19 protein-coding genes are annotated in these 22680 nt (G+C 44.0%); 5 read left to right on the top strand and 14 right to left on the bottom strand.

All coding sequences use genetic code 11. The features are described from left to right. Window positions 1–503 precede the first annotated feature (503 nt). The 5 genes from E0D70_RS00980 to E0D70_RS00960 form a co-directional block, all read right to left on the bottom strand. Window positions 504–1313: an ABC transporter permease subunit gene (locus E0D70_RS00980; RefSeq protein ID WP_133010393.1), complete on the bottom strand. Its 810-nt coding sequence runs from the start codon at window positions 1311–1313 to the stop codon at window positions 504–506. Continuing rightward, window positions 1313–2275 carry an ABC transporter permease subunit gene (locus tag E0D70_RS00975; RefSeq protein WP_133010392.1) on the bottom strand — a complete coding sequence of 321 codons (963 nt, stop codon included), beginning with the start codon at window positions 2273–2275 and terminating at the stop codon, window positions 1313–1315. The genes E0D70_RS00980 and E0D70_RS00975 overlap by 1 nt, the downstream gene beginning before the upstream one ends. Next, entirely contained in the window at window positions 2272–3426 is a 1155-nt protein-coding gene (locus E0D70_RS00970) for an ABC transporter ATP-binding protein (protein ID WP_133010391.1), read from the bottom strand. The genes E0D70_RS00975 and E0D70_RS00970 overlap by 4 nt, the downstream gene beginning before the upstream one ends. 148 nt (window positions 3427–3574) lie before the next feature. Beyond that, on the bottom strand, window positions 3575–4735 hold the full coding sequence (locus E0D70_RS00965; protein ID WP_276312836.1) for a polyamine ABC transporter substrate-binding protein: 1161 nt from the start codon (window positions 4733–4735) through the stop codon (window positions 3575–3577). 67 nt (window positions 4736–4802) lie between these two features. Then, window positions 4803–6137: a glutamine synthetase family protein gene (locus tag E0D70_RS00960; protein WP_133010390.1), complete on the bottom strand. Its 1335-nt coding sequence runs from the start codon at window positions 6135–6137 to the stop codon at window positions 4803–4805. 221 nt (window positions 6138–6358) lie between these two features. Here E0D70_RS00960 and E0D70_RS00955 point away from each other — a divergent pair, with 221 nt between their 5' ends. Both E0D70_RS00955 and E0D70_RS00950 read left to right on the top strand, forming a co-directional pair. Continuing rightward, a complete protein-coding gene (locus tag E0D70_RS00955; RefSeq protein WP_133010389.1) occupies window positions 6359–7069 on the top strand; it encodes a GntR family transcriptional regulator in 711 nt (236 codons plus the stop codon). 195 nt (window positions 7070–7264) lie between these two features. Beyond that, window positions 7265–8083 carry a response regulator transcription factor gene (locus E0D70_RS00950; RefSeq protein ID WP_133010388.1) on the top strand — a complete coding sequence of 273 codons (819 nt, stop codon included), beginning with the start codon at window positions 7265–7267 and terminating at the stop codon, window positions 8081–8083. A gap of 57 nt (window positions 8084–8140) precedes the next feature. Here E0D70_RS00950 and E0D70_RS00945 read toward each other — a convergent pair whose 3' ends face one another. The 9 genes from E0D70_RS00945 to E0D70_RS00905 all read right to left on the bottom strand — a co-directional run bounded on the left by E0D70_RS00945 (window position 8141) and on the right by E0D70_RS00905 (window position 18915). Further along, a complete protein-coding gene (locus tag E0D70_RS00945; protein WP_207923174.1) occupies window positions 8141–9313 on the bottom strand; it encodes a cytochrome-c peroxidase in 1173 nt (390 codons plus the stop codon). Continuing rightward, window positions 9310–10224, bottom strand: coding sequence for a sterol desaturase family protein (locus tag E0D70_RS00940; RefSeq protein ID WP_165942842.1), 915 nt, complete (start codon window positions 10222–10224; stop codon window positions 9310–9312). The genes E0D70_RS00945 and E0D70_RS00940 overlap by 4 nt, the downstream gene beginning before the upstream one ends. Further along, window positions 10214–11200 carry an imelysin family protein gene (locus tag E0D70_RS00935; RefSeq protein WP_133010385.1) on the bottom strand — a complete coding sequence of 329 codons (987 nt, stop codon included), beginning with the start codon at window positions 11198–11200 and terminating at the stop codon, window positions 10214–10216. Before E0D70_RS00935 ends, E0D70_RS00940 begins: the two co-directional genes overlap by 11 nt. Further along, complete coding sequence (locus E0D70_RS00930) at window positions 11197–12558, bottom strand: di-heme oxidoredictase family protein (RefSeq protein ID WP_165942841.1); 1362 nt, start codon at window positions 12556–12558, stop codon at window positions 11197–11199. The genes E0D70_RS00935 and E0D70_RS00930 overlap by 4 nt, the downstream gene beginning before the upstream one ends. A 180-nt stretch (window positions 12559–12738) precedes the next feature. Then, window positions 12739–14061 (bottom strand): imelysin family protein, encoded by a 1323-nt coding sequence (locus E0D70_RS00925; RefSeq protein WP_133010621.1) that lies wholly within the window; start codon window positions 14059–14061, stop codon window positions 12739–12741. Window positions 14062–14149: 88 nt separating this feature from the next. Then, window positions 14150–15025: an FTR1 family iron permease gene (locus E0D70_RS00920; RefSeq protein ID WP_133010383.1), complete on the bottom strand. Its 876-nt coding sequence runs from the start codon at window positions 15023–15025 to the stop codon at window positions 14150–14152. Between the two features lie 6 nt (window positions 15026–15031). After that, entirely contained in the window at window positions 15032–15448 is a 417-nt protein-coding gene (locus E0D70_RS00915) for a cupredoxin domain-containing protein (RefSeq protein ID WP_207923172.1), read from the bottom strand. Between the two features lie 917 nt (window positions 15449–16365). After that, window positions 16366–17853, bottom strand: coding sequence for an aldehyde dehydrogenase (locus E0D70_RS00910; RefSeq protein ID WP_133010382.1), 1488 nt, complete (start codon window positions 17851–17853; stop codon window positions 16366–16368). Window positions 17854–18006: 153 nt separating this feature from the next. After that, window positions 18007–18915 carry a LysR family transcriptional regulator gene (locus E0D70_RS00905; RefSeq protein WP_133010381.1) on the bottom strand — a complete coding sequence of 303 codons (909 nt, stop codon included), beginning with the start codon at window positions 18913–18915 and terminating at the stop codon, window positions 18007–18009. Between the two features lie 193 nt (window positions 18916–19108). Between E0D70_RS00905 and aguB the strand changes: the two genes are divergently transcribed. The 3 genes from aguB to rsgA all read left to right on the top strand — a co-directional run bounded on the left by aguB (window position 19109) and on the right by rsgA (window position 22468). Further along, window positions 19109–19996 carry an N-carbamoylputrescine amidase gene (aguB, locus tag E0D70_RS00900; RefSeq protein ID WP_133010380.1) on the top strand — a complete coding sequence of 296 codons (888 nt, stop codon included), beginning with the start codon at window positions 19109–19111 and terminating at the stop codon, window positions 19994–19996. 9 nt (window positions 19997–20005) lie between these two features. Continuing rightward, window positions 20006–21100: an agmatine deiminase gene (gene aguA / locus E0D70_RS00895; protein ID WP_133010379.1), complete on the top strand. Its 1095-nt coding sequence runs from the start codon at window positions 20006–20008 to the stop codon at window positions 21098–21100. A gap of 396 nt (window positions 21101–21496) precedes the next feature. After that, entirely contained in the window at window positions 21497–22468 is a 972-nt protein-coding gene (gene rsgA, locus E0D70_RS00890) for a GTPase RsgA (RefSeq protein WP_133010378.1), read from the top strand. The last annotated feature ends 212 nt before the right edge of the window (window positions 22469–22680 follow it).

The following is a 22680-nucleotide window of genomic DNA, read 5'->3' as shown; positions in this document are numbered from 1 at the left end:
GAGGCATATCCGCAGCACGCGAATAGCCCATTAAGGTCAGACATAATGATGTCATATAAAGATCGAATATACGTAGGCAGTTGCACCTTCATGTAATCAAATAAATTACTTGCAAACGAGGATGAGTCCATACACGTCGGCTAAAACCCACACTGTAATATCTTCCAAAACCATTAGACCATTACACCAATAACAAATTGAAAAAAGGGATATATAGTCATTTAAGCCTATCTAGGTGGTGATGGTCTGACGCTTACCTTTACGGCATCCTTGCCGCGCGGAGATCATCCTGAAGGCTTGAACAATCCCTTGCTCTCTGTCTACACATAACCCTAGATCAGCTTCTCGTTTTACGCCAATAACGAATTGAAAAAAGTGATAGATAGTCATTTAAGCCTGTCTAGGTGGTGATAGCCTGACGTAGCAGGAATACCTATTTTCATAAAACTTCCCTTAAAAATACCAGCTATCTTTAGAGACAGCTTATTTTTACACACTATTCGTTATGGAGATTGAAATTTTGTTTGCCTACGCATAATCACAATAGCAGCAATAACAGCAACAGATACTGCCAGAATCATTAACGTCGCAAGTGCATTAACCTCTGGTGTTACCCCTAAGCGTACTTTAGAGAATATTACCATCGGTAACGTGCTATTACCTGGCCCTGATACGAAACTAGCAATAACCAAATCGTCTAACGATAAGGTAAAAGACAGTAGCCAACCAGAGATAATTGCCGGTGCAATTAGCGGCAGGGTAATCAAAAAGAACAGAACTCCTGGTTTAGCACCTAAATCCATCGCAGCCTCTTCAAGAGTTTCATCCATAGACGATAGCCTTGATTGTACAACGACAGCCACATACGCGAGACAAAATGTCGTGTGTGCAATAATAATGGTGACTTCACCACGACCTGCTGGCCAACCAAATATACTTTCCATTGCTACAAATAATAAAAGCAAAGATAAGCCAGTAATCACATCAGGCATCACTAAGGGTGCAGTTACCCAACCACCCAACATAGTTTTACCGCGAAACGACCCCATACGGCTTAATACAAAACCCGCCATCGTTCCAAGAATAGCGGCTAATGTAGCACTGATAGTAGCAATTTTAAAACTTAACACTGCCGCAGTCATAATTTCATCGTTTTGAAACAATGAGCTATACCACTTTAATGACCAACCACCCCATACCGTCACCAGCTTAGAAGCATTAAAACTGTATATTATTAAAGAAATAATTGGCGCATATAAAAAGATAAAACCAAATAGAGCAGAGCTCTTTAAAAACCAAGAACGTCGTTCCATTACACTTCCTCCCGCTTACTTCGACTGCGCATGAACATAATTGGACCAACCAAGAGAACTAACATAACAATCGCCACCGCAGAGGCCATAGGCCAATCACGATTTAGGAAAAATTCATCCCAAAGAACTCGACCTATCATAAGAGTATTAGATCCACCTAATAAAGAAGGGATAACAAACTCCCCTACTGCTGGAATAAAAACAAGTAAACAGCCCGCCACAATGCCTGGTACTGCCAAAGGCAAAGTCACGAGAAAGAAAGTTTGATACGGCTTCGCGCCTAAATCTTCTGACGCTTCTAACAAGGTTATATCCATTTTCTCGAGAGTTGTGTAAAGCGGAAGAATCATAAAAGGGAGATAAGTATATACAATCCCTAAGTAGACTGAAAAATTCGTTTGGAGCATGATCAATGGATGATCGATCAAACCTGAGCTCATCAGAAATTCGTTAATTACACCATTTTTCTTAAGTAAAGCAATCCAAGCGTAAACACGTAATAGAAATGATGTCCAAAATGGTAAAATCACCAAAGAAAGAAGTAACGTTCTCATCGTCGGTTTACTACGAGCAATCATATAGGCTATTGGAAAGCCTATGATTAAAGTAAAGAAAGTAGACACAGCTGCAATACGAATAGAGCTTAAATAGGCATCTAGATAAAAATCATTTTGGAACAAAAATAAATAATTACTGAAAGAGGCTTTGATCGTTAAATACGCGTCTTCAGGGTTCCAAGCAAACATAGCCGTATAAGGCGGAATTGCAATCGCCGATTCAGACAATGAAATCTTAAACACCACCAAAAATGGTATAAAGAAAAAAATACCCAACCACAAGGAAGGAATCGTAATCACCGCACTGCGGCCCATATTTATGGTTCTCAAACGAGTCCATAAACGTACTAATCGAGAGGGTTTTCCTTTACTAGGGAGCCCTTGAGGAGGAGTAAAATCACTCATGATATTAATACCACGCTGCTATCTGCATCCCATGAAAGATAGACGGCTTCTTCCCACGTTAAGCGATCTCCCATATCCCGCGCAAAATTGGGTTGTGTTACTCGAATTTCTTTCCCACTCGTTAAGCGCACTTTAAAAATAGACTGACTACCCATATAAGCGACTTCAGAAATAACACCATAAGAAGTATTTATATCAGTGCCTGGCTTTTCACGGGAAATACGTATCTTTTCCGGTCGTATAGCCACATAAACTGTTTGATTGGGCGCACAACTGATACCGTGATTCGCTTGAATCATACTATTTGAATCTGGACAATGAATCGTCACACTATCTCTTTCATCCCCCATAACAGTGCCTTCAAACAAATTTACGTTACCAATAAACTCAGCAACAAAACGACTATTGGGGTATTCATACATCTGATGTGGTTCAGCTATTTGCGCAATAATTCCCTGATCCATAACCCCTATTCGTGTCGCTAGCGTCATTGCCTCTTCTTGGTCATGGGTCACCACGACAAAGGTAACACCAAGTTCATCTTGGATATTAATCAACTCAAATTGAGTTTCTTCACGAAGCTTCTTATCCAATGCTCCAAGTGGCTCATCTAATAACAATAACTTGGGACGCTTCACCAAGGATCGAGCTAGTGCAACACGTTGCCGCTGACCACCGGAAAGCATATGCGGCTTACGTTTTGCTAAATGCCCCATCTGAACCATGTCTAGCATATCAACAACGCGTTTTTTCACGTCACTGGACTTAAGCCCTTCCCTGCGCAAACCAAAAGCTACATTAGCCTCTACTGTTAAATGCGGGAATAAGGCATAAGATTGAAACATCATATTAACAGGACGTTCCCATGGTTGAATATTCGCCATGTCTACACCATCTATCAGAATTTGGCCACTTGTAGGTTTCTCAAATCCAGCCAACATGCGTAGCAATGTACTTTTCCCTGAGCCTGACCCACCCAGCAAGCAAAATAATTCATTTTTATAGATATCTAATGACACCGAATTAACAGCTGAAAATTCACCGAAATTTTTAGTCAATTGGTTGATCTGAACAAAAGGTTTCGCACCTTCTTCACGCCAAGAAGAAACAGCAATCGTTTTTGGCTGAGCCAATATTGAAGACGTAGACATACACTAACCTACCCTTTTATAAATACATCACAGTGATAACAACCCTGTTTATATAAAATTACGGTTCTAAAATAATTCACCGAAACAAAACAGGGCTATTACCTAAATTAAAGAAATAGACTCACTAGAATATTAGTGAAATTAATACCTAGCGGCCAGTTTTAATATTTGACCAAGTTCTTGTCAAAGAACGGTCAAATTTAGACGTATGTGCCACTTGAATAAAAAGTTTATCTTTAACTGCCTGTGTTGGATAAATTCCTTTATTTTCAGATACATCAGCATCTAACATCGGCATTGCTGCTGTATTTGGAACTGCATAGAAAATATAGTTAGATAACGATGCGGCCACATCACCACGTAAAATATAGTTGATGTATTTCATTGCTGCTTTAGGGTGAGGAGCATCTTTAGGAATGGCCATTAAGTCAAACCACATAACAGTTCCCTCTTTGGGAATAGAATAAGCAATGTTAACACCTTGGCCCGCTTCTTTGGCTCGAGCTTTTGCTTGCAATATATCTCCGTTGTATCCTAACGCGACACAAATATCACCATTGGCTAAATCAGAAATATATTTACTAGAGTGAAAATATTTGTAATAAGGACGAGCTGAAGCAAGCACTTTGGCGCTGGCTTTTAGGTCACTCAGACTTTCAGAATTAGGATCTTCACCAATATAGTTGTTCACAATCGACATTACTTCTGAAGGTGAATCCAGAACAGCAATACCGCAATCTTGTAGTTTTGCAGCCACCTCCGGCTTAAACAGCACATCTAAAGAGTCTAATTTAAAATTTGGCCCTAATCGTTTTTTAACCATGTCAACGTTATAGCCGATACCCACCGTTCCCCAAGTGTAAGGTACATTGTGCTTATTACCTATATCTTGGTTTTTTATTTTATCAGTAAGCGACTGATCAATGTTGTGATAATTAGATAATTTACTTTTATCAATTTCTTGATAAACCCCTACCTTAACTTGTCGCTCAAAAAAAGAGTTAGATGGAAAAACTAAATCATAGCCAGATGAACCAGCCATCAGTTTTGCCTCTAATGCTTCGTTGCTATCATACACATCATAATTCACTTTGATGCCAGTTTCTTTTTCAAATTTTTTAACAGCACCCGGACTAATGTAATCAGACCAGTTATAAATATTTAGCACTTTATCTTCCGCAGACACACTACCAGAAATGGCTGCGGCGCAGATGACAGATACACAAGCATGACTTAATTTCATTATATGTTCCTCTTGGATATAGAGTTCATGTTTCTTTTTACTTTCTTTTGTGGTTACTTTATTCATACCCTCATAGGGGCACTTTTATTGTTTCAATTTAGTTCTGATTAAAAGACTAACTATTTTTTAGTACTTATAAATACGCTTCATATTCGACATCAGAGATTCTTCCATAAATTCTGTCTTGCTCTTGCAACTTCACTGCACTAAATACTTTAACGAAAGGCTCACCTAAATAGTCACGCATAAAGCGGCTTTCTTTAAATACTTCCGTTGCTGCCTCCCAACGATTAGGCAGTACTGGAAAATCATCACTGACTGAGTAAGCATCTCCTTGAATAGCTTTTGGAGGTTCAATCTTACGTTCAATACCCTCCAATGCAGCCCCCAGAACCACCGCTAACACTAAATAAGGGTTCGCATCAGCCCCCGCTACACGATGTTCAATACGACGCGCTTCATTAGGGCTTTCAGGAATACGTACAGCTACTGTACGATTCTCATAACCCCAGCTTGCAAATGTTGGTGCAAAAGCTCCATTCTGAAAGCGGCGGTAAGAGTTAAGGTGTGGCGCCAAGACCAACATACTGTCTGCCATGTTTGCCAACAAACCACCAACAGCATGCTTCAATAAAGGCGTACCCTCTTCACCACCATTATCAAAGACATTTACGCCGTCTTTATCGAGCAAGCTAAAGTGCACATGGAAACCATTACCACTTTTTTGTTCGTATGGCTTTGCCATAAAAGTCGCACCATATTCATACTTCCTCGCTACACCTTTAACCAATCGTTTAAACATATTGGCATGATCTGCTGCCAGCAAGGCATCATCTACATGTTTCATGTTAATTTCAAACTGGCCAGGACCTAATTCAGAAATAATAGTATCTGCTGGAATTCCTTGTACTTCACAAGCCTGACGAACATCAGCAAAAAAATTAGATAACCCATCCATTTCTTCGATAGAGTAACAATCGGTATCAGTTAAACGACGACCATTACCCTCAGTCATTAAAGGTTCTTCTGGACGTTGTTTCGCCTCGGACTCCCCATCTAACAAATAAAATTCGAGTTCAGTAGCAACGACAGGCTTATAGCCAAGCGCATTAAAACGATCTAGAATTCTAGCCAAAATTTGTCGTGGATCAGGAAAGAAAGGCGTTCCATCTGGGTTATACATCATTGCGAGAATTTGGTCTCGCGGCGATTCAGACCACGGAACAGGAATAGGCTTAGTGTTAACTGGTAAGCAAATACCATCACTGTCACCTGTTTCAAACACTAAACCATTCTCTAAAACATCATCGCCCCAGTTATCAAATCCAATAACTGACTGAGGAAGTTTCACACCATTCTTTAAGGCACCTTTTAAGCCCGAAGCTGGGATGCGTTTACCTCGTAAATTGCCATTCAAATCTGTGATAAAAAGATCGAATTCTTTATTACTTTTTCCGTGATCCGCCATAACCAGTACTCTCGTGATAATTTGTGTTGCTAAAGATAGTCTTTGGTTCAAACCTTTTGTGATCACAAAAGGTTTGAACTTTATTTTCGATAGTCTTTGATTTTTCTTTTATGTCGTATTATCAATACAACCTAGTCCATGTTGTGATCAAACAATGACAGAGTTTTTTTTGCAAGAGAAAGACGTTTCAACTCTATATTTTTTTATAAAAGGACATTTAATTGAACAATCATTCACCTTTAGATATTACTTTAACTGACAGAAAAGACTGTGTAACTATCACCGAGTGGGTATATGAGGTATTACGTAATGCAGTGATGTGTGGCCAAATTCTTCCTGGTAGAAGCTTGACGATTCGAGAGTTAGCCGGTGCTTTGAATGTAAGTCCTATGCCTATTCGAGAAGCGTTAAAAAAACTCAGCACAGAACGTGCGTTAGAAGTCAGGGAAAATCGACGCATTTTAGTGCCAAAAATGACCGCAATGAAATTCAACGAACTCTGTGACGCACGGATCGTACTGGAGTCACATGCGGCAGCACGTGCACTGCCTTATATTAATGACGATATATTAGAAGAACTGAAAACACTGGACTCAGAGATTGATAATGCGCGAAACATGAAGAATGTCGAAGCCACGATTCAGAATAACCAAGCCTTTCATAGGCAACTCTACTCTGCCAATCCTCACCAAGTGAGCCTGCCATTGATCGAAAGTTTATGGCTACAGCTCGGGCCTTTCTTGCGTCTTGCCAATAGCCAACTAAAAGAGCATTACATCATTGATCGACACCAAGAAGCACTTCAAGCGATAAAAAACAAAGACGCATTATCACTGCAATTAGCCATAGCTGCAGACATCCGCGAAGGCGTTGCATTTGCTGGAACACTCGAATTACTGCACCAATTTATTGCAGAGCCGTATATTTATTAAAAACAAAAAATAACCGAATAAAAACTCAACTTGCCTTTTATTTTTGAGGAAAAAACAAAACAACCACCATCATATAACTCACTTGTTTCTAAGATCAGATAATAAGTGTGGTCTTTTAGAGAAGATGATAAATTGTATTTTTGTGATCACAAAAATACTTTAATTAACGCTGACAACTCAGATGGAGAACATGTCATGATGGCAAACAAAGCAAAGACCGAATTAATCTCTCCAGAAACCTTTAAAAAACTAGCTATTTTAGTTAATCATTTACGCGTCCCTAGCTTTCCAAGCGTTGTCGAAAATTTTCTAAGTGGACTTTGCTATTTCGACACTATTATTATGGTGACTTACAAAAAATCTTTTAAGCCTATTATTATCCATCCTAAAAGCCGCTCAGAACATAGCGCCACCCTTAATATGTACATCAATCAGGCATACATACTCGACCCTTTGTTTAACAGTATTCAGCAAGGCACAACACCAAACATCAGCCGCTTAGCCGATCTGGCTCCGGATTCTTTTGAAGACACCGAGTATTACCAAACCTGTTATAAAAAATTTGATCTGATCGATGAAATAAACCTCACGATCTCGCTGGATGACAATACAACCTGTGCTATTTCTTTAGGCCGGAAGCGACACATGGGACCGATAAAACGTGGGGAGATGCTCAAACTAAAAGCCGTTTTCCCACTACTCGAAGCCTTGATCAAACAGTTTTGGTTAGCGCAATCTCGTGACTATTTAGACTATGTGCCTTCCCATGGACCCATTAAATATGCGCTAAAAACGTTTGCTTGTGGGGTGTTAACGCAGCGCGAACAGGAAGTGCTTGGCTTGATTCTTCGCGGTCACTCTTCCAAAGCCATTGCAGAAGCCCTTGGTATTAGTGCAGGCACCGTAAAGGTGCATAGAAAAAACATTCATGCCCGTCTTGATACCTCGACACAATCTGAGATTTTTACGCTGTTTTTAAATCATTTAGATGAAATGGACAGAGACAGAAATTAACAAACACAACGCTGGCCGCATAAATTGCGCAGCCAGCGCGGTTAGACAGAAAAGTCTTTATTTCTTTGCGGCTTGCTCTTGAGCCTTAAGCAGGGGTTCATAACTCTTATCCGTTAGCGTTTTCATAAAGGCAACCAAGGCATCAATTTTACGCTCAGTTAACGCATGCGCTTTTAGATCTTCTTTATCGACCGTAGCGGGCACTTCTGGGGCGCGCCATGGCTTACCGGTTTCCGGATTAATCGAACGCTTTGGATTATTATAATGATCGTAGAATTCCACCACGGTGCGTAAATTTTTGAATACGCCGTTGTGCATATAAGGGGCGGTTACGGCCACATTCCGCAACGATGGATTCTTAAATTTTCCGTCGTATTTTGGATCAGTAACAGCCGGATTTTCCAATAAACCGTGATCAATGAAATCCGCTTTCAAATGCCCTAACGCCAACAAATTCGTGTTAGCAGGCACGCCAATATTGCGATATTGATGATTGGTAAAAGGCTCTTTCTCGCTGTCTTCTGCTTTTAAGCGATGGCAGCTGTTGCAATTGACGTTATTGTTAGAGAAAAAGAGCGTTCGCCCTAAGTCTTCCAATACCGTTAACTGATACTCCCCTTTCAAGAAACGGTCGTATTTGCTGTCGTAACTGCTAAACGCAGCCGTGCTTTCAAAGGCTTGAAGCGCCTTACCAAAAGCCGCATACGCTGGCGCTACAGCGCCCTCTTTTAACGGTTTATTGGCAAACACATCCGCCCCATAAAGACGCGTAAAGGTAGCTTGATAAAGTGGGTTTTTTTGAAGTTTTTCAACAATCTGTTGCTCATTAGACAAACCCATCTCGACAGGATTCAATGGTGGCCCAAGCGCCTGATCAGCCAAGGTAGTGGCACGGCCATCCCAAAACTGTCCTCCAACGAACTCTTTTAGTGCTTCATCAAAATGAAAGTCGGGTGAGGTGCTCGCGTAAGCCGCCATCGGCGTATTGCGGGATCCCAGAGCATGCCCATCATCCCCCAACGAGACAAAACCCGAGCCACGATTAAGACGATAATCCATAAAACCTTGCTCAGGTACATGACAGGTCGCACATGACATGGTGCCGTTCACAGAGAAGACAGGATCAAAAAACAGCACCTGCCCTAATTGTGCTTCAGAGAGGCCTTCTGCTGCCTCGACCTGGCTACTAATCAGTGATACGGAAAAAAGAAAAGCAAAAATCTTGATCATTTTAATGTCCGTCGAATACGTGAATAAATTCTAAAAAATGGCTGCACCAAGAGTTTTCCAACACTGTCAAAGTACTGCCTCTCACCGTAACCTAAACCAAAGCTGCCATCATCGGGGATGCCTTTAGACACTTTAAGCGTGCCAAACAAACCATCCCAGATAGCCAAGGCACTGCCAAAGTTGTGGCGCATATGGCGCCTTTGATGGTGGACCTGATGCTGCGCTGGCGAAATTAGTACGCGCTCTAACCAACGTCCATAGCTTAAACGAATATGGCTATGCCGCAGGTTTCCTGTGAAGGCAAACAAACTCACAATAAACAAGTTGCCGCCCAGTACGGTATACAGGTTTACCCGCGCACCGAAGCAAAAAATAAACACCCCTGTCACCGCTCCAGCGACCACCGCATGGCGCAATGCAAAGAGGATATTTTCCAGCGGATGCAAGCGATAAAAGGTCAGCGGATTAAGCGCTTCAGCGCTATGATGAACCTGATGAATCTTCCATAACCAAGGGTTGCTGTGCATCCAGCGATGCAAGGCGTAGCGGCTAAAATCTTCGAGAACAAACAGACTCAGCGTATAAAGCAGCACAATATCGCGATAGTACCAAGGCAAAAACAATGGCTCAGCCACCGCATTAAAGGCGCTTATCGTCCATAACGCGACTGTCTGCCCCGACAACAAAACCGGTAAAATAAGCAGTGTCTTGATCAACCAGTTAATCAAGAAATAGCGATAATCCAGTGTCGCATCGGCACTCCACCAATAGCGCTTCAGGTGTACCAAAGACAAGGACTTGCCCTGTCTCAGGTACCACACCAAGGCAATGACGGCGCTGACTAATAAATAGCCCCAAAATACCCGTTCACTGCCGTGTAAAAAAGCGTCTAACGGTGAACTAATCGCCATCTGCATCGATCAGTGTGGCCGTCACACCAATACTGCCAACCAATTGGCGGTAAAAGGCTTTTTGCAAATCCAACAAACCTTGGAACAAAGGGATCATGTCGCCGGTGTTGTAGTTGTGTTCCGCTGGTGCTCCTTGATACGCCAACAAAGAAGCATTCAGCGCTTCTTGCACCGCTGCCAAGCCTTCTTCACCGTGTTTCGCATAGACTATGGTCGCCACATTGGGTTGCTGGTCGTCCGCGAGAAGCTGTTTATTGGTCTCTAAAATCGCCCCAATAAAGGCCCAAGACGCTTTACTATAAGGGTACTGCTGATGCTCTGGTTTTGGTTTACCCAGCGTATCCTTAGTCAAACCACTGATTTGCGCAATACGCCAATCGCGGGTTTTATAAATATTCTCGATTTCTGCGTTCACCAATAAAGACAAGGCTTTATCATGGTCCGCAAGAAAGTCGGCACGATGCGTTTGGTAGCCATCACGTACTTGAGTCAATCGTTTGCATACGTTCGAGCTAATGACCTCCGCCATTGCTTTACGACGCTCTGTCCAAGGTCCACTGAACATCACATCGTCCAATGCACCCAAGGTTTTATAAGAGTTTTTATACAGGGCTTTAGGCGGCGCCAGATCACTCTTCATGATACGCCCAAGGCTTTCATGAATGTCTTCTTTGCCCATATGGAAATAATCGACCATCAAGGGGTAATCCATCGCAGCCATGTCGTAAGCGCCCAGAATATAGCTCGCCTGTACACGCCCCCACCCTTCTGCCAGTTGCGTAAAAGCCTGATGACGCTGGTCAAGCGACGGGGTGTCTAAGGTTTGTTTTAGCTCCCCGCAATAGGTCACTGCATGGTTAGCGTTTGCCTGAATAACCGTGTCATAAATAACCGCATAAGGGTCTTGTTCAGCCGCCTGACTTAACGCAGGCGCACTCAGCACTAGCATGAGTGACAGACCAGTAAAAGCTTTCATAGTTGCTCCAGAAAATGTAGCAAGGCCGCACGTTGAGCGCGAGCCAGTTCAATAAATGTCGATTTGGCGGTTTGTGCTTCCCCACCATGCCAGAGAATGGCCTCTTCCGGTGTGGCCGCCCGTGCATCATGCAAAAAACGCTCGCCAGCGCGAACGCGCCCTCCTATTCCCCACAACGGTGCCGTACGATACTCCCGTTCGCTGGCCAAAAACTCTGGCCGCCCATCTTTTAGCGCAGCGCCCATATCATGCAGCAGCAGATCACTATAAGGGTGGAACATCTGCCCTTTTGCCGTGGTTAACGTTGACCGGTGACAGCCACCGCAACCAGCCTCATGAAACACCTTTTGTCCTTCCAGCGCTTGCGCATCCAAAGCGACCGGCTGCGGTACTTTATGGCCACGAATGTACGATGCAATGGCTTGCAAACGAAACTCAGGAAGATCCAAAAGACCATGGGGTGATTGCCGCCCACGAGGCGCCGCGAGACAATCTAACTGCGCGGGCTGACACAACTCTTGAGGGTACGCAGGGTTCGTCAAACCAAGGTCATGGGCCGCCGCATTGGCAGATTGGTTGACAATACTAGCTTCCGACGCCTTCCAATTAAAGCGTCCTAGCACTTTTTGTGTTTGTTTTGGTGGATTTAGCCAATTTGGCCGTCCACTGATGCCATCACCATTGTGGTCATCTGGGTCCGCCCAAGCCAAAATCTCACTCTCAGGCACCGCTTCAAGTAATCCTAAACCAACTAAGGCAGGTGGCTGACGCAGAGAAATCACCGTTTCATCGGCTAACGGACCATAGGCCAGTTGATCCAAGTAAGGGTCAAATCTAGATAACGTGAGCGTTTGTCCATCTGGATAGGTAAAAGGCACCGACTCGATGTGCAGTCTAGTGCGCGCTTCTGGCATTACCTTACCATTGCCATTAATGGCAACTTGCACCCCGTAGACAGGATCTGGAACACTGTCATGGGCAGGGGCATCTATATTATTTAATTGCCAACGTAACTCGTGTTTACTCGGTTGAGTCAGCTTAAAGACCAGAGAACGCAACGGCTGACCGTCTTTGCTGAGGGTCGGTGCGCCCCCGCTGTCCACATGGCAACTGGTACAAGTATTAGCATTGAAATGAGGACCCAAGCCATCACGTGCTGTCGTCGCACTGGGAGCTTCGACCCAAGGAATAGAGAAAAAAGAGCGACCAAGAATAAACTGATCGTATTCAGCGTCCGTCATTTTACGCGGCTGCGAAAAAGGCTTATTGCCTTTTGAGTTAGTAAACAACTCACTATGAGCCGTACTAGACATTTCAATCGCAGCGCTGTGAACCAAACTAGGCCATATCAGAAACACAAAAGCGCCTCGAAAAATTCTTTTCGCGACGCAACGACCGTTACTTTTCATAGATCACTATTTACTTCACTTGCACAGATTAAACAATGAGACACGCCGCCCTAACGAATTTTATTAAGGCAACGCGCTCCTGTTAGTTCATTACTTATTTAGCGCTTAAAATACGATATTAATGGCGACTTAGATCTGAGTTTCTTCAGCGTCTGTTACATCGTTCGTCGTCAAAGAAATGCCATAAGTTTTAGCAACATTTACCATTTGATCACCTAAGCGACGAAGTTCGTTTTTCAAGGTAACAATGTTTTGTACGCTGGCTTCGTTTTCTGGGTGAATCTGGTAATCAAAATGCATGGTCGTCGTTGCCAATGTATTGATTTTAGCAATGCGCATTTCGATGTCTGTCATCAATGCCTTGATCTTAGCTTGCTCTTCGCTTGGTAGGTTATCAAAGAAAGCAGGACCTACTTTTTTGCCTTTGTACTCGCCTAGCAAGACGTTTTTAATGCCTTGGTAGTTCAAAGCAATATCACGGTGAGTGTTATCAGAGAAACAAGAATGCTCGTCTTCTTCACTTGGCGTTAATACCGCAACAGCGATACGTTCGTTCGCCAATTCGGATTTTGAGAACACGCCCATTGCTGAGAAAATTTGTTTTAGTGATGTCGCTGTTGAAAGGTTTTTGTCTTGATTAGCGCCAGACAATTGATCCAGTAAAGCGGCACGGTAAAGGCCGCTATTACCAATCACTTTGGTATTCCACGCACTAGACACTTTCGCTAGGTCGTAAACCAACTTGTCTGTTGCTGCTCTTAGGTAGTCTAGACGACGCTGCTTCAATTTATCTGTGGTGAAATCAGACAATGGACGCTGACCGGCTGTCATGGCACCGTGAGTAATCTTATCTTCGATCATATTGTTGTAATCTTGGTCTTGTCCCCACAACAAAAATTCAATCGCGTGGTAACCACTCGCAACGTTGGCATCGCCACCATTTTCGTTTAATTCAGTGAGCACTTCAGGGGTGATTTTGGCCACATTAACCGACTCTGCGTCTTCGCCGCCTGGAGTAAAGACACCTTTTGTATCAATGATATTGCCACTGGTGCGTTTGTAGTTGGCATCTTCCGTGTAATCGATTAGGTTTTCATCCAACGGCCACGCGTTGATTTGTCCTTCCAAACCGCCGTAAGCTTCAGCTACCCAGCCATCTTCAGCATCGATAGGACCATTAGACAGACGGAAAATTTCAGTCGTGCCGTAGCTCTCGCGAGAAGCCAACCAAGCGTCTTTTGCCGCTTGAAGCGTAACCGATGTTGGATTTTTCGCGAAGGCATCAATGGCTACTTTAAGCGCTTTTGCACCCTCAACGGTATCTTGGTAATTCGCCGTCGCAATAGTCGCGTAGGTATTCAAGGTGGCGCGCTGTGCGCTCTGAGAAACAGTCGCCATACTTGGTAAAGAAAAACTAAGCGTAGCACCTACGATAAGGGTATTTAGAATCATTCTCACTTTTATTTACTCCTAATGTGTTTTTTTTTAATCTCTCATGGGATTACCCTAACGAATTAAGGCAATCCCGATCATTCATTGCTTAGTGCGCTTCTACTGCAGCATTCAATCTTTGTGCGTGTTGAATTCGTCCATTCAGTTGCCATTTAAGCATCAATAACACCAACACCCAGTAAGTACCCAGCATGACCAGATCCCAACCAATGGGCTGTGATCGATAACCAAAAAGAGAAGCCAGTAAACCGCCAAAAACAGAGCTGTCACTCAATACACCGGACATATCCCACACTGTGCTGTACATCCAAGCAGGCAAGTCTGTCGCGGCCAATGGACCGCCGAGCAATTTTCCTGCCGCGGTTAAAAACAATGCCGAACCCAAAAACAACAGCATGGTTTCTGTAACTCGAAAGAACCATTTCCAAGAAATGTATTTGCCGCCAATTTGCAGCAAGAAGAACAGCACCATCGCCAGCGCCAAACCAATGGCCGCGGCGACAAAGAAGTCCACGTAAGAGCCGAATGAATCAAGCTGTAACAATGATCCATAAAGGAACATTACGGTTTCAGAGCCTTCTCGACCCACAGCGATCATCGCTAGGAAAAACACGCCCCACCAATTGGAGGATTGAGTGCTGTCTTCTAAGCCTTCTTCTAGGTCTTTTTTCATCGTGCGCCCGTGGGCTCGCATCCACATGACCATCTGTACAATCAATGCACTGGCAAATGTTAGCATCCCGATTTCGAACCAATCGCGACCGGCACCGCCTAAAATATCGGTCACACCAATCAAGGTCAGTGTTAGCAATCCAGCAAGAGCAAAACCGCCCAATATGCCAGCTAACAACCAAAGTTTCCCTTGTTTAGAGTTAGGTCGACCATTCATCCAGGCGTAAAGAATACCAATGACCAAAAGTGCTTCGACACTTTCGCGACAAACAACAAAAATAATTTGTCCCATGGTGGATTACTCCTGCGCCTTAACGGTGATTTTACCGCGCGCCGCTGGAGCAAAGTCATCGTAGTAATCGTAAGTGCCTACGTCTAATGGCGTAATGACCAGACTGGTATTTGCCCCCATAAACAACACTTTCTCTTGGCGCAATTGATTGCTTTCAAATTCCGCAGGCTTACTGCCTTCATTTTTTACCACGAGACGAAATTTTGTTTTAGCAGGAACAACAAGTTCTGAAGGGATTAACACACCATCTTTCATTTCAATCAGGTAAGTCGGTAGTTTGGTATAACGAGGATCCTGTATCTGTTGGCTGAAGCCATGCTCGTCTTTTTGCGCACTATTTTGAGAGCCACTTTCTGCCGCCCAGACTTTCATTGTTGTCAGGACACAAAACAGAGAAAGAAAAAAAACACCGATCAACTTCATTAATATCATCCAGCCATAGTAGGTTAAGTAAGGGGGAGTAGAGAAAAAACCCGCCTCATCATTAAATATAAGAACTGCAAATCCCTAATTAAACCAAGTGCGATTTGACGCAACAATAGAATTGCGATTTCGATCTTCACATATGATAACAAGAACGCTTCTCATAATCATTGTTTTTGTCAGCATTGCGTTAGAAAAATTTATAAAGGAAGAAAGCACTTTTTTAACGAGTTCATATGTCGATTTCAAGAACCACATTGAATGAGAAACAAAATGAAAGGTGTCTTATGAAGTTTAATAGCAGAATAGAACAAGTTATATAGATAGCTTACACAAGGAGAGTAATAATATAATTGGGAGATTTAGCGGATAATTTCTGACCTATTAACCTTATAAAGTAGAATCCAAATTTGCTAAGTGATTTGAACGGCAAAAGGCTCACACTAAATCCCCATAAAACAAAGGAAAATCATCTTGCTTAGGGATAATGCGAACAAGTCATCTCAATAAGAGATCACTTGATTTATCTAATTGGAAATAAAAGGAATTTTATATCCACAACTGTTGAATAGCTGACTTATTCGCACCTTCCTTAGTGAACTAAAATGACTCAGTGGCAATAGCTTATGTACCACAAAGCTTGGTTTCTTTTCAACTTCAGGAATAATACTAACAATAATAAGCACTAACAACTACGACCTGTTATCGTGTTAACTATGCGTACATAATATAATTTCAATTAGACCTAATAAGTGCATTTTAGAATAAGTCAAACAGCTCGGTAAAGCTGTTTGACTTAACCGAGCAATTCCTATTCTCATAGCACTAGAGCAAAGATCTACAAGTCCTTAATATACGTTTTTAAAGGAGTCGTCAACATCATACAATACATCCAAGTGCTCTGTTATTTCACAGTTTCATAGCCTAATCCAAACGTTTTTGATTTCGGTGTATTTTTCCATCGCATGAAGCGACTTATCACGACCATTACCAGACGCCTTAACACCACCAAATGGCACAGTGGTGTCACCATCACCCCAGGTATTCACCCACACCATGCCGCTTTCTAACTGGCGACTAACTCGATGAGCACGAGATAAATTGCTCGTCCAAATGGCCGCCCCCAAACCGTATTTAGAATCGTTCGCCAAGGCAATGCCTTCTTCCTCTGTATCAAAAGTAGCGACCGCAAGCACAGGTCCAAAAATCTCTTCTCGAACGAACTCCATGCTGTTTTTCGCATCGGTAAAGATCGTTGGTTTCGCATAAAAGCCTTGGCCTTCTTGATATTCAGGCACACCACCATGAACCAGAGTGGCGCCATCGGCTTGCGCACTGTTGATAAAACGCGTGACCGTTTCCAGCTGCGTCTTGTCTACCATCGGCCCCATATTGGTTGCAGGATTCAATGGATCACCCGCCACATAGCCTTTCGCCGCCTCAATCAGCGCCGTCATAAATTCGTCTTTAATGCCGCTTTGTACATACAAGCGAGAGCACGCGATACAGACTTCACCTTGGTTGGTAAAAATTGACGATGCGGCACCTTTTGCGGCGGTCGTGATGTCTTCACAATCATCAAATACCAAACACGGAGATTTGCCGCCGGCTTCAATCCATACACGCTTCAAATTCGACTGTCCGGAATATTCCATCAACATGCCTGCCACGCGGCTTGAGCCAGTAAAAGCAATAACCTGCACATCATTATGCAACGCAAGCGCTTTACCAGCGGTATGACCAAAGCCTGGTAAGACGTTAAAGACACCATCCGGCACACCGGCTTGGGTTGCCAATTCGGCCAAACGTAACACACTTAATGGGGATTTCTCAGACGGTTTCAAAATCACACTGTTGCCCGCGGCAAGCGCTGGTGCCACTTTCCAAGACGCCATCATCAGTGGGTAGTTCCACGGGGTAATTGCAGCGATAACACCTATCGGCTCGTGGCTAATTAAGGCAAGATTAGGACCACCAGTTGGGGCGATTTCGCCGTACAATTTGTCTATGCCTTCGGCCGTCCAGCGGAAACAATCAATGGAATCTGGAATATCAATGCCGACCATTTCAGAAATGGATTTGCCCATGTCTAAGGTGTCCAGCAGTGCAAATTCGTCTTTGTGCTCTTCAATCAATTGCGCCCATTTGAGCATGATATTTTTGCGATTACGCGGCGCCATGGTTGACCACACGCCGCTCTTAAAGGCTTTTTTAGCGGCCGCAACGGCCACATCTACATCGGCAGAATCACAACTAGCGACCTTGGCTAATAACGTTTCCGTAGTTGGATTGATGCAGTCAAAGGTAGCGCCACTCACCGCTGGAACAAATTCACCATTAATGTACGCCTGATGTGGAAAAGAAAGAGAGGCGGCCTGCGCTTTCCATTGTTCATAAGTCTTCATGATAATTTTCCTTAAGTGAGTCGCGGTGCATTAGGAGGCTATACCCGTCTGCAAAACAACGTATAAACGACATAGTAAAGATAATGACAAACTACAAAATTCAGGTGGAAAAAACCATATCCCCAAGGTGGTACAAGGCGCGATCTAGCTCTTCTATGCTACTTGGTACTGTGGCGCGCATTGTTGGATCTTCTTGATCAACCACTGGATGCTTTCTTGGCTATCGTAAAGTTGATGGGAAAAAATACTCAAAGACAATTCCGGCACGCCTTCTGGCAGTTGCACTGTTTTCACTGGCAACATAGTCGTCAATTCTTTGGCAATGTTCGCTGGTACACACATGATATTGTCTGATTTTGCGGTGACCATGCCACCAATGGCATAACTCTGCACTATCATCGAAATCTGTCTTGATTGATGCTGATCCAACAACCATTGATCAATTGGGTCTGCCCCCGAATTCACCAACGGCAAATGAATGTGTGGCGTGGCCAAAAAAGCGTGCAAGCTAAGCTGGTCAGATAAGCGGTGCCCTTCACGCACAATGCCCACGTATTGATCTGTCAACCAATGCTGGCGATGGTAATAACGTGGCACAGACTGCAAGTCGTCTACCCCTAAAAACAGATCTAAGCGCCCTTCTTCTACTCGATCCATGCGCAGATTTTCCGGCAATATATCAATGGCGATTCGAATATTAGGCGCTTCGTCTTGTAAACGACTGGCTAATTGCGGCAAAGCATAAAACTCAAAATAATCGACCGCGCCAATGTAGAAGGTTTTGGCTTCCGTGCGCGGGTTAAAAGGCTTCACTTTATTAAACGCCAAATCCAGTGCGCTCAGCCCTTTGCGCACATCTGGGATCAGCGCCAACGCCGTCGGAGTGGGTTCCATGCCAATTTTGGTCTTAATAAACAGTGGGTCATCAAAACGCGTACGCAACTTTGCCAACACATGACTCGCTGCAGACTGACTCAAATGCAAGGCTTTGGCTGCTCGCGATAAGCTACGCTCACGCTCTAATACCACGAGTAAACGCAGCTGACTAATGTCTATATCCATAGGTTATCGAAATCTCTCATATAGAAAACAAAATATCACATTTCCATCATAACCCAATTCAGCGTACAACTAGCGTATTGTTATACTATCATCACAAAAGCATGCCCTACTGGCGTATCGACTATAGATAATTAACCACACATCATCGACTAGATGTCAGCCACTAACATCATCGACTAAAGAGACAGATGCTATGAGAAAAGTAACGGTTGCCGCCACCCAAATGGCGTGTTCTTGGAACATTGAAGAGAACCTAGACACGGCAGAACGCTTAGTAAGACAAGCCGCAGAACAAGGCGCGCAAATTATTTTGCTGCAAGAATTGTTCGAAACCCCTTACTTCTGCATCGAGATCAGCGAGTCTTTTCACGCCTTAGCCACCACCTTGGAAAACAACAGCACCTTCAAACGTTTTTCGGCGCTGGCTAAAGAACTTGAAGTAGTTTTACCGTTTAGCTGGTTCGAAAAAGCCGGCAACGTACGTTACAACACAGTGGCCATGATCGATGCCGACGGTAGCCTAATGGGCACCTACCGCAAAACGCACATTCCAGACAGCGATGGCTACCTAGAAAAGTACTACTTTAGCCCTGGCGATACTGGCTTTAAAGTGTGGGAAACACGTTATGCCAAAATCGGCGTGGGCATTTGTTGGGACCAATGGTTTCCAGAAACCGCTCGCAGCATGGCACTCAAAGGCGCTGAGATTCTCTTCTTCCCTACCGCCATTGGCAGCGAACCAAGCCAACCACACTTAGACAGCCAGCCTCACTGGCAGCGTGTAATGCAAGGCCATGCGGCCGCCAACCAAACGCCTGTGATTGCTTCTAATCGCATTGGTACTGAGACGGCGCAACATCGTGATTTATCTCTGACCTTCTACGGCTCGTCGTTTATTACCGACGATACCGGTGCCAAAGTCGCTGAAGCGGATCGCACCACCGAAGGCGTGCTGGTACATGAATTCGACTTAGACCATTTGGAATTCCAACGTCAAGCATGGGGCTTGTATCGTGATCGTCGACCGACTCATTACGAGACAATCCAAACGTTAGATGGCACAACACCGGCCAAATCATAAGGACTGACTATGAGCACTAAGCTGGACACCACACCAAAACACGATGGCTTTCGTATGCCGGGCGAGCACGAGCCACAAGAGCAAGTATGGCTTGCTTGGCCAATACGAGGGGACAATTGGCGTGAATCCGGCAAACCTGCTCAACAAGCCTTTGTGGCGGTCGCCACCGCTATCGCGCAATCTACTGCCGTCACTGTGGTGGTATTAGCCAGCCATTATGACATCGCTCGCCAATCTCTTAATGAAGACATTCGCGTACTTGAGCGGCCTTATAACGATTGCTGGATGCGTGATATTGGTGCCACATACGTGGTCAATAATAAGGGCGAGCGCCGCGCAGTAAGCTGGCAGTTCAATGCGTGGGGGGGTGACGTCGATGGTTTGTATTCCCCTTGGGACCTAGACGACGCCATGGCTATCAACATGGCCACCATTACGGGTGACGACTATTACCAAGCGCCGCTGTTTCTAGAAGGTGGCTCCATCCATTGTGATGGCGAAGGCACCTTATACACCACAGAAGAGTGCTTGTTACACCCAAGTCGTAATCCAGATTTGAGCAAACAAGACATCGAAGCCTTATTGGCCGATTACGTCAATATTGAAAAAGTCATTTGGTTAAAAGACGGCTTATTTAACGACGAAACCAACGGCCACATTGACAATATTTTGCACGTAATCCGCCCTGGGGTTGTCGCGCTCACTTGGTGTGACGACAAAAACGACCCGCAATACGCCATTAGCCGTGCCGCTTATAAGGTATTAAGCGAAACAACCGATGCTAAAGGCCGGACGATTGAGATCATTAAGCTGCCGTTACCTGGTCCGCTGTATATGAGTGCGACAGAAAGCCAAGGCATACAGCAAACCGACACCATGGAGCGTCAAGCAGGTGATCGTTTGGCGGCGTCTTACGCCAATTTCTTGATCAGTAATCAATGTGTGATTTTCCCATTGCTGGACACCAAAACAGACCCTCAAGCACAGCAGATTCTTGCCGCTGCTTTTCCGCAGCACCGATTAATTGGTGTGCCGGCCAGAGAGATTTTGTTAGGTGGCGGCAATATCCATTGCATCACCCAACAAGTACCTAAACAGGGTTAACTCTCTCTCCATTATAAAGTCAGACATCAATCCTGACAGGCGCCCTTCAACCAAAGCCGTGACCATGCTTTGAAGGCATTTTATTAAAACCATTTTTCACCTCTATTTTGGGCGCTGAACAGTGGTTTTTTTTCGTTTATTTCCTGACCTTTTTTCGGCTTGGAATGATTCTCGAAGAAAAGCGTTTTACGAAGCAATATAATGATTTGTCCCTCCTCTTCTCTGTGCTAATCTCGCAAAAGTCGTTATGTCATCGTTCGGACATTACGCGTGTTTTGTTAGGCCCTTTTTAGACCAGAGCGACCAAAAGAAGGTCTTTAACATCGCTCGATTAAACTGACTAGGGTGTTTTGCTCCTTATTTAAATAATAGCGTTTTACGCATAGGGTAATATCAATGGACTCCACGTTCACTTTATTGGATTTAGGCTGGCAGCCTTATTTTCAACAACAGTTGTCATTGGATGACTTAGAATCTAACCGCATTGCACGTATTTGCTCCCATCAAGACAACACCTACGAACTCATTGATGAGTCAGGTCTATTTAGCTTATCAGAGCACTCTGAAATGCCTGATATGACAGTGGGCGATTGGGTTATTACCGATGCAGATCATCTATTTATACGTCGTTTAGATCGCGCGTCTGTGTTCGATAATATCGCGGCAAACATCGATACGGTGTTTATCGTTTGCGCTCTGGATGAAAACTTTAATCTGCCACTTATCAAGCGTTACCTTGGCCTAGTCCATGAAGCACAAGCCGACGCCGTGGTGATACTCACTAAAGCGGATACCTGTGAAGACACACAGGAAAAACGCGCTCAAGTAGAACGCCTAGATCCTATTTTGATCGTCGAAACCGTTAACACCCTAGACCCAGACAGCATGGACTGTTTATCTCCTTGGCTTAAACAAGGCAAGACGATTGCTTTGTTAGGTGCCCAAGGTGCGGGGAAATCCTCGCTGATCAATACACTAATGCAACATGATGGCACTTCACTGCCTAAAATCGGCACCTCTAATACATTACAGCCCATTCCAAAAGGCGCCATTTTACTGGATTCCAACGGCTTAAGAGAATTACAGGTTGCTCAATACAAGGGAGGTAAAATCGAAAGTTTTGCCGACATTTTGTCACTGGCCGAAGACTGTCGTTTTAGTGATTGCCAACACCAAGGTGAACCCGGCTGCGCAATCGCCAAAGCAGTCAAGCAAGACCGCCTAGACGAGCAGCGCGTGGCTAACTTTCTATTACTGCGCTTCGAAGAAACAGATGATGGCATCAAAGCCAAATCCAAACCTCAAGGGAAATTTTACCGCAGCGCCCAGTCGGATGTTCGCGCTCGTAAACACAGCGCCGCCGAATAACCTTTGAATTAAAAATGGCCTGCCAAATAGGTAGGCCATTACCCCTCTTTTTTGTCACATTTCTTTGCCTCAATGGGTGTTAAATTACTCCACCCTTTATCCGTGGCACATTTTACTCGATTTATAAAATGAGACTTAGGTCTAAATTACGATGCACGAATAAAAGCTTAGAATAAGCAAATCGTAAAATTCTTCATAAAAAAACACAGCCT

Origin of the sequence: Marinomonas flavescens (assembly GCF_004352835.1) — a bacterium.
Lineage (GTDB): Bacteria > Pseudomonadota > Gammaproteobacteria > Pseudomonadales > Marinomonadaceae > Marinomonas > Marinomonas flavescens.
The sequence above is the reverse complement of the archived record's forward strand: the minus strand, read 5'-3'. Positions and strand labels throughout refer to the sequence as shown.

Bases quoted from the DNA above. Each gene is read 5' to 3' on its own strand.
- E0D70_RS00915 (WP_207923172.1), bottom strand. From the start codon at position 15,448: ATGAAGTTGATCGGTGTTTTTTTTCTTTCTCTGTTTTGTGTCCTGACA.
- E0D70_RS00940 (WP_165942842.1), bottom strand. From the start codon at position 10,224: ATGGCGATTAGTTCACCGTTAGACGCTTTTTTACACGGCAGTGAACGG.
- E0D70_RS00965 (WP_276312836.1), bottom strand. From the start codon at position 4,735: ATGAATAAAGTAACCACAAAAGAAAGTAAAAAGAAACATGAACTCTAT.
- aguB (WP_133010380.1), top strand. From the start codon at position 19,109: ATGAGAAAAGTAACGGTTGCCGCCACCCAAATGGCGTGTTCTTGGAAC.
- E0D70_RS00920 (WP_133010383.1), bottom strand. From the start codon at position 15,025: ATGGGACAAATTATTTTTGTTGTTTGTCGCGAAAGTGTCGAAGCACTT.
- E0D70_RS00950 (WP_133010388.1), top strand. From the start codon at position 7,265: ATGATGGCAAACAAAGCAAAGACCGAATTAATCTCTCCAGAAACCTTT.
- E0D70_RS00960 (WP_133010390.1), bottom strand. From the start codon at position 6,137: ATGGCGGATCACGGAAAAAGTAATAAAGAATTCGATCTTTTTATCACA.
- E0D70_RS00980 (WP_133010393.1), bottom strand. From the start codon at position 1,313: ATGGAACGACGTTCTTGGTTTTTAAAGAGCTCTGCTCTATTTGGTTTT.
- rsgA (WP_133010378.1), top strand. From the start codon at position 21,497: ATGGACTCCACGTTCACTTTATTGGATTTAGGCTGGCAGCCTTATTTT.
- E0D70_RS00925 (WP_133010621.1), bottom strand. From the start codon at position 14,061: ATGATTCTAAATACCCTTATCGTAGGTGCTACGCTTAGTTTTTCTTTA.
- E0D70_RS00945 (WP_207923174.1), bottom strand. From the start codon at position 9,313: ATGATCAAGATTTTTGCTTTTCTTTTTTCCGTATCACTGATTAGTAGC.
- E0D70_RS00905 (WP_133010381.1), bottom strand. From the start codon at position 18,915: ATGGATATAGACATTAGTCAGCTGCGTTTACTCGTGGTATTAGAGCGT.
- E0D70_RS00970 (WP_133010391.1), bottom strand. From the start codon at position 3,426: ATGTCTACGTCTTCAATATTGGCTCAGCCAAAAACGATTGCTGTTTCT.
- aguA (WP_133010379.1), top strand. From the start codon at position 20,006: ATGAGCACTAAGCTGGACACCACACCAAAACACGATGGCTTTCGTATG.
- E0D70_RS00975 (WP_133010392.1), bottom strand. From the start codon at position 2,275: ATGAGTGATTTTACTCCTCCTCAAGGGCTCCCTAGTAAAGGAAAACCC.
- E0D70_RS00935 (WP_133010385.1), bottom strand. From the start codon at position 11,200: ATGAAAGCTTTTACTGGTCTGTCACTCATGCTAGTGCTGAGTGCGCCT.
- E0D70_RS00910 (WP_133010382.1), bottom strand. From the start codon at position 17,853: ATGAAGACTTATGAACAATGGAAAGCGCAGGCCGCCTCTCTTTCTTTT.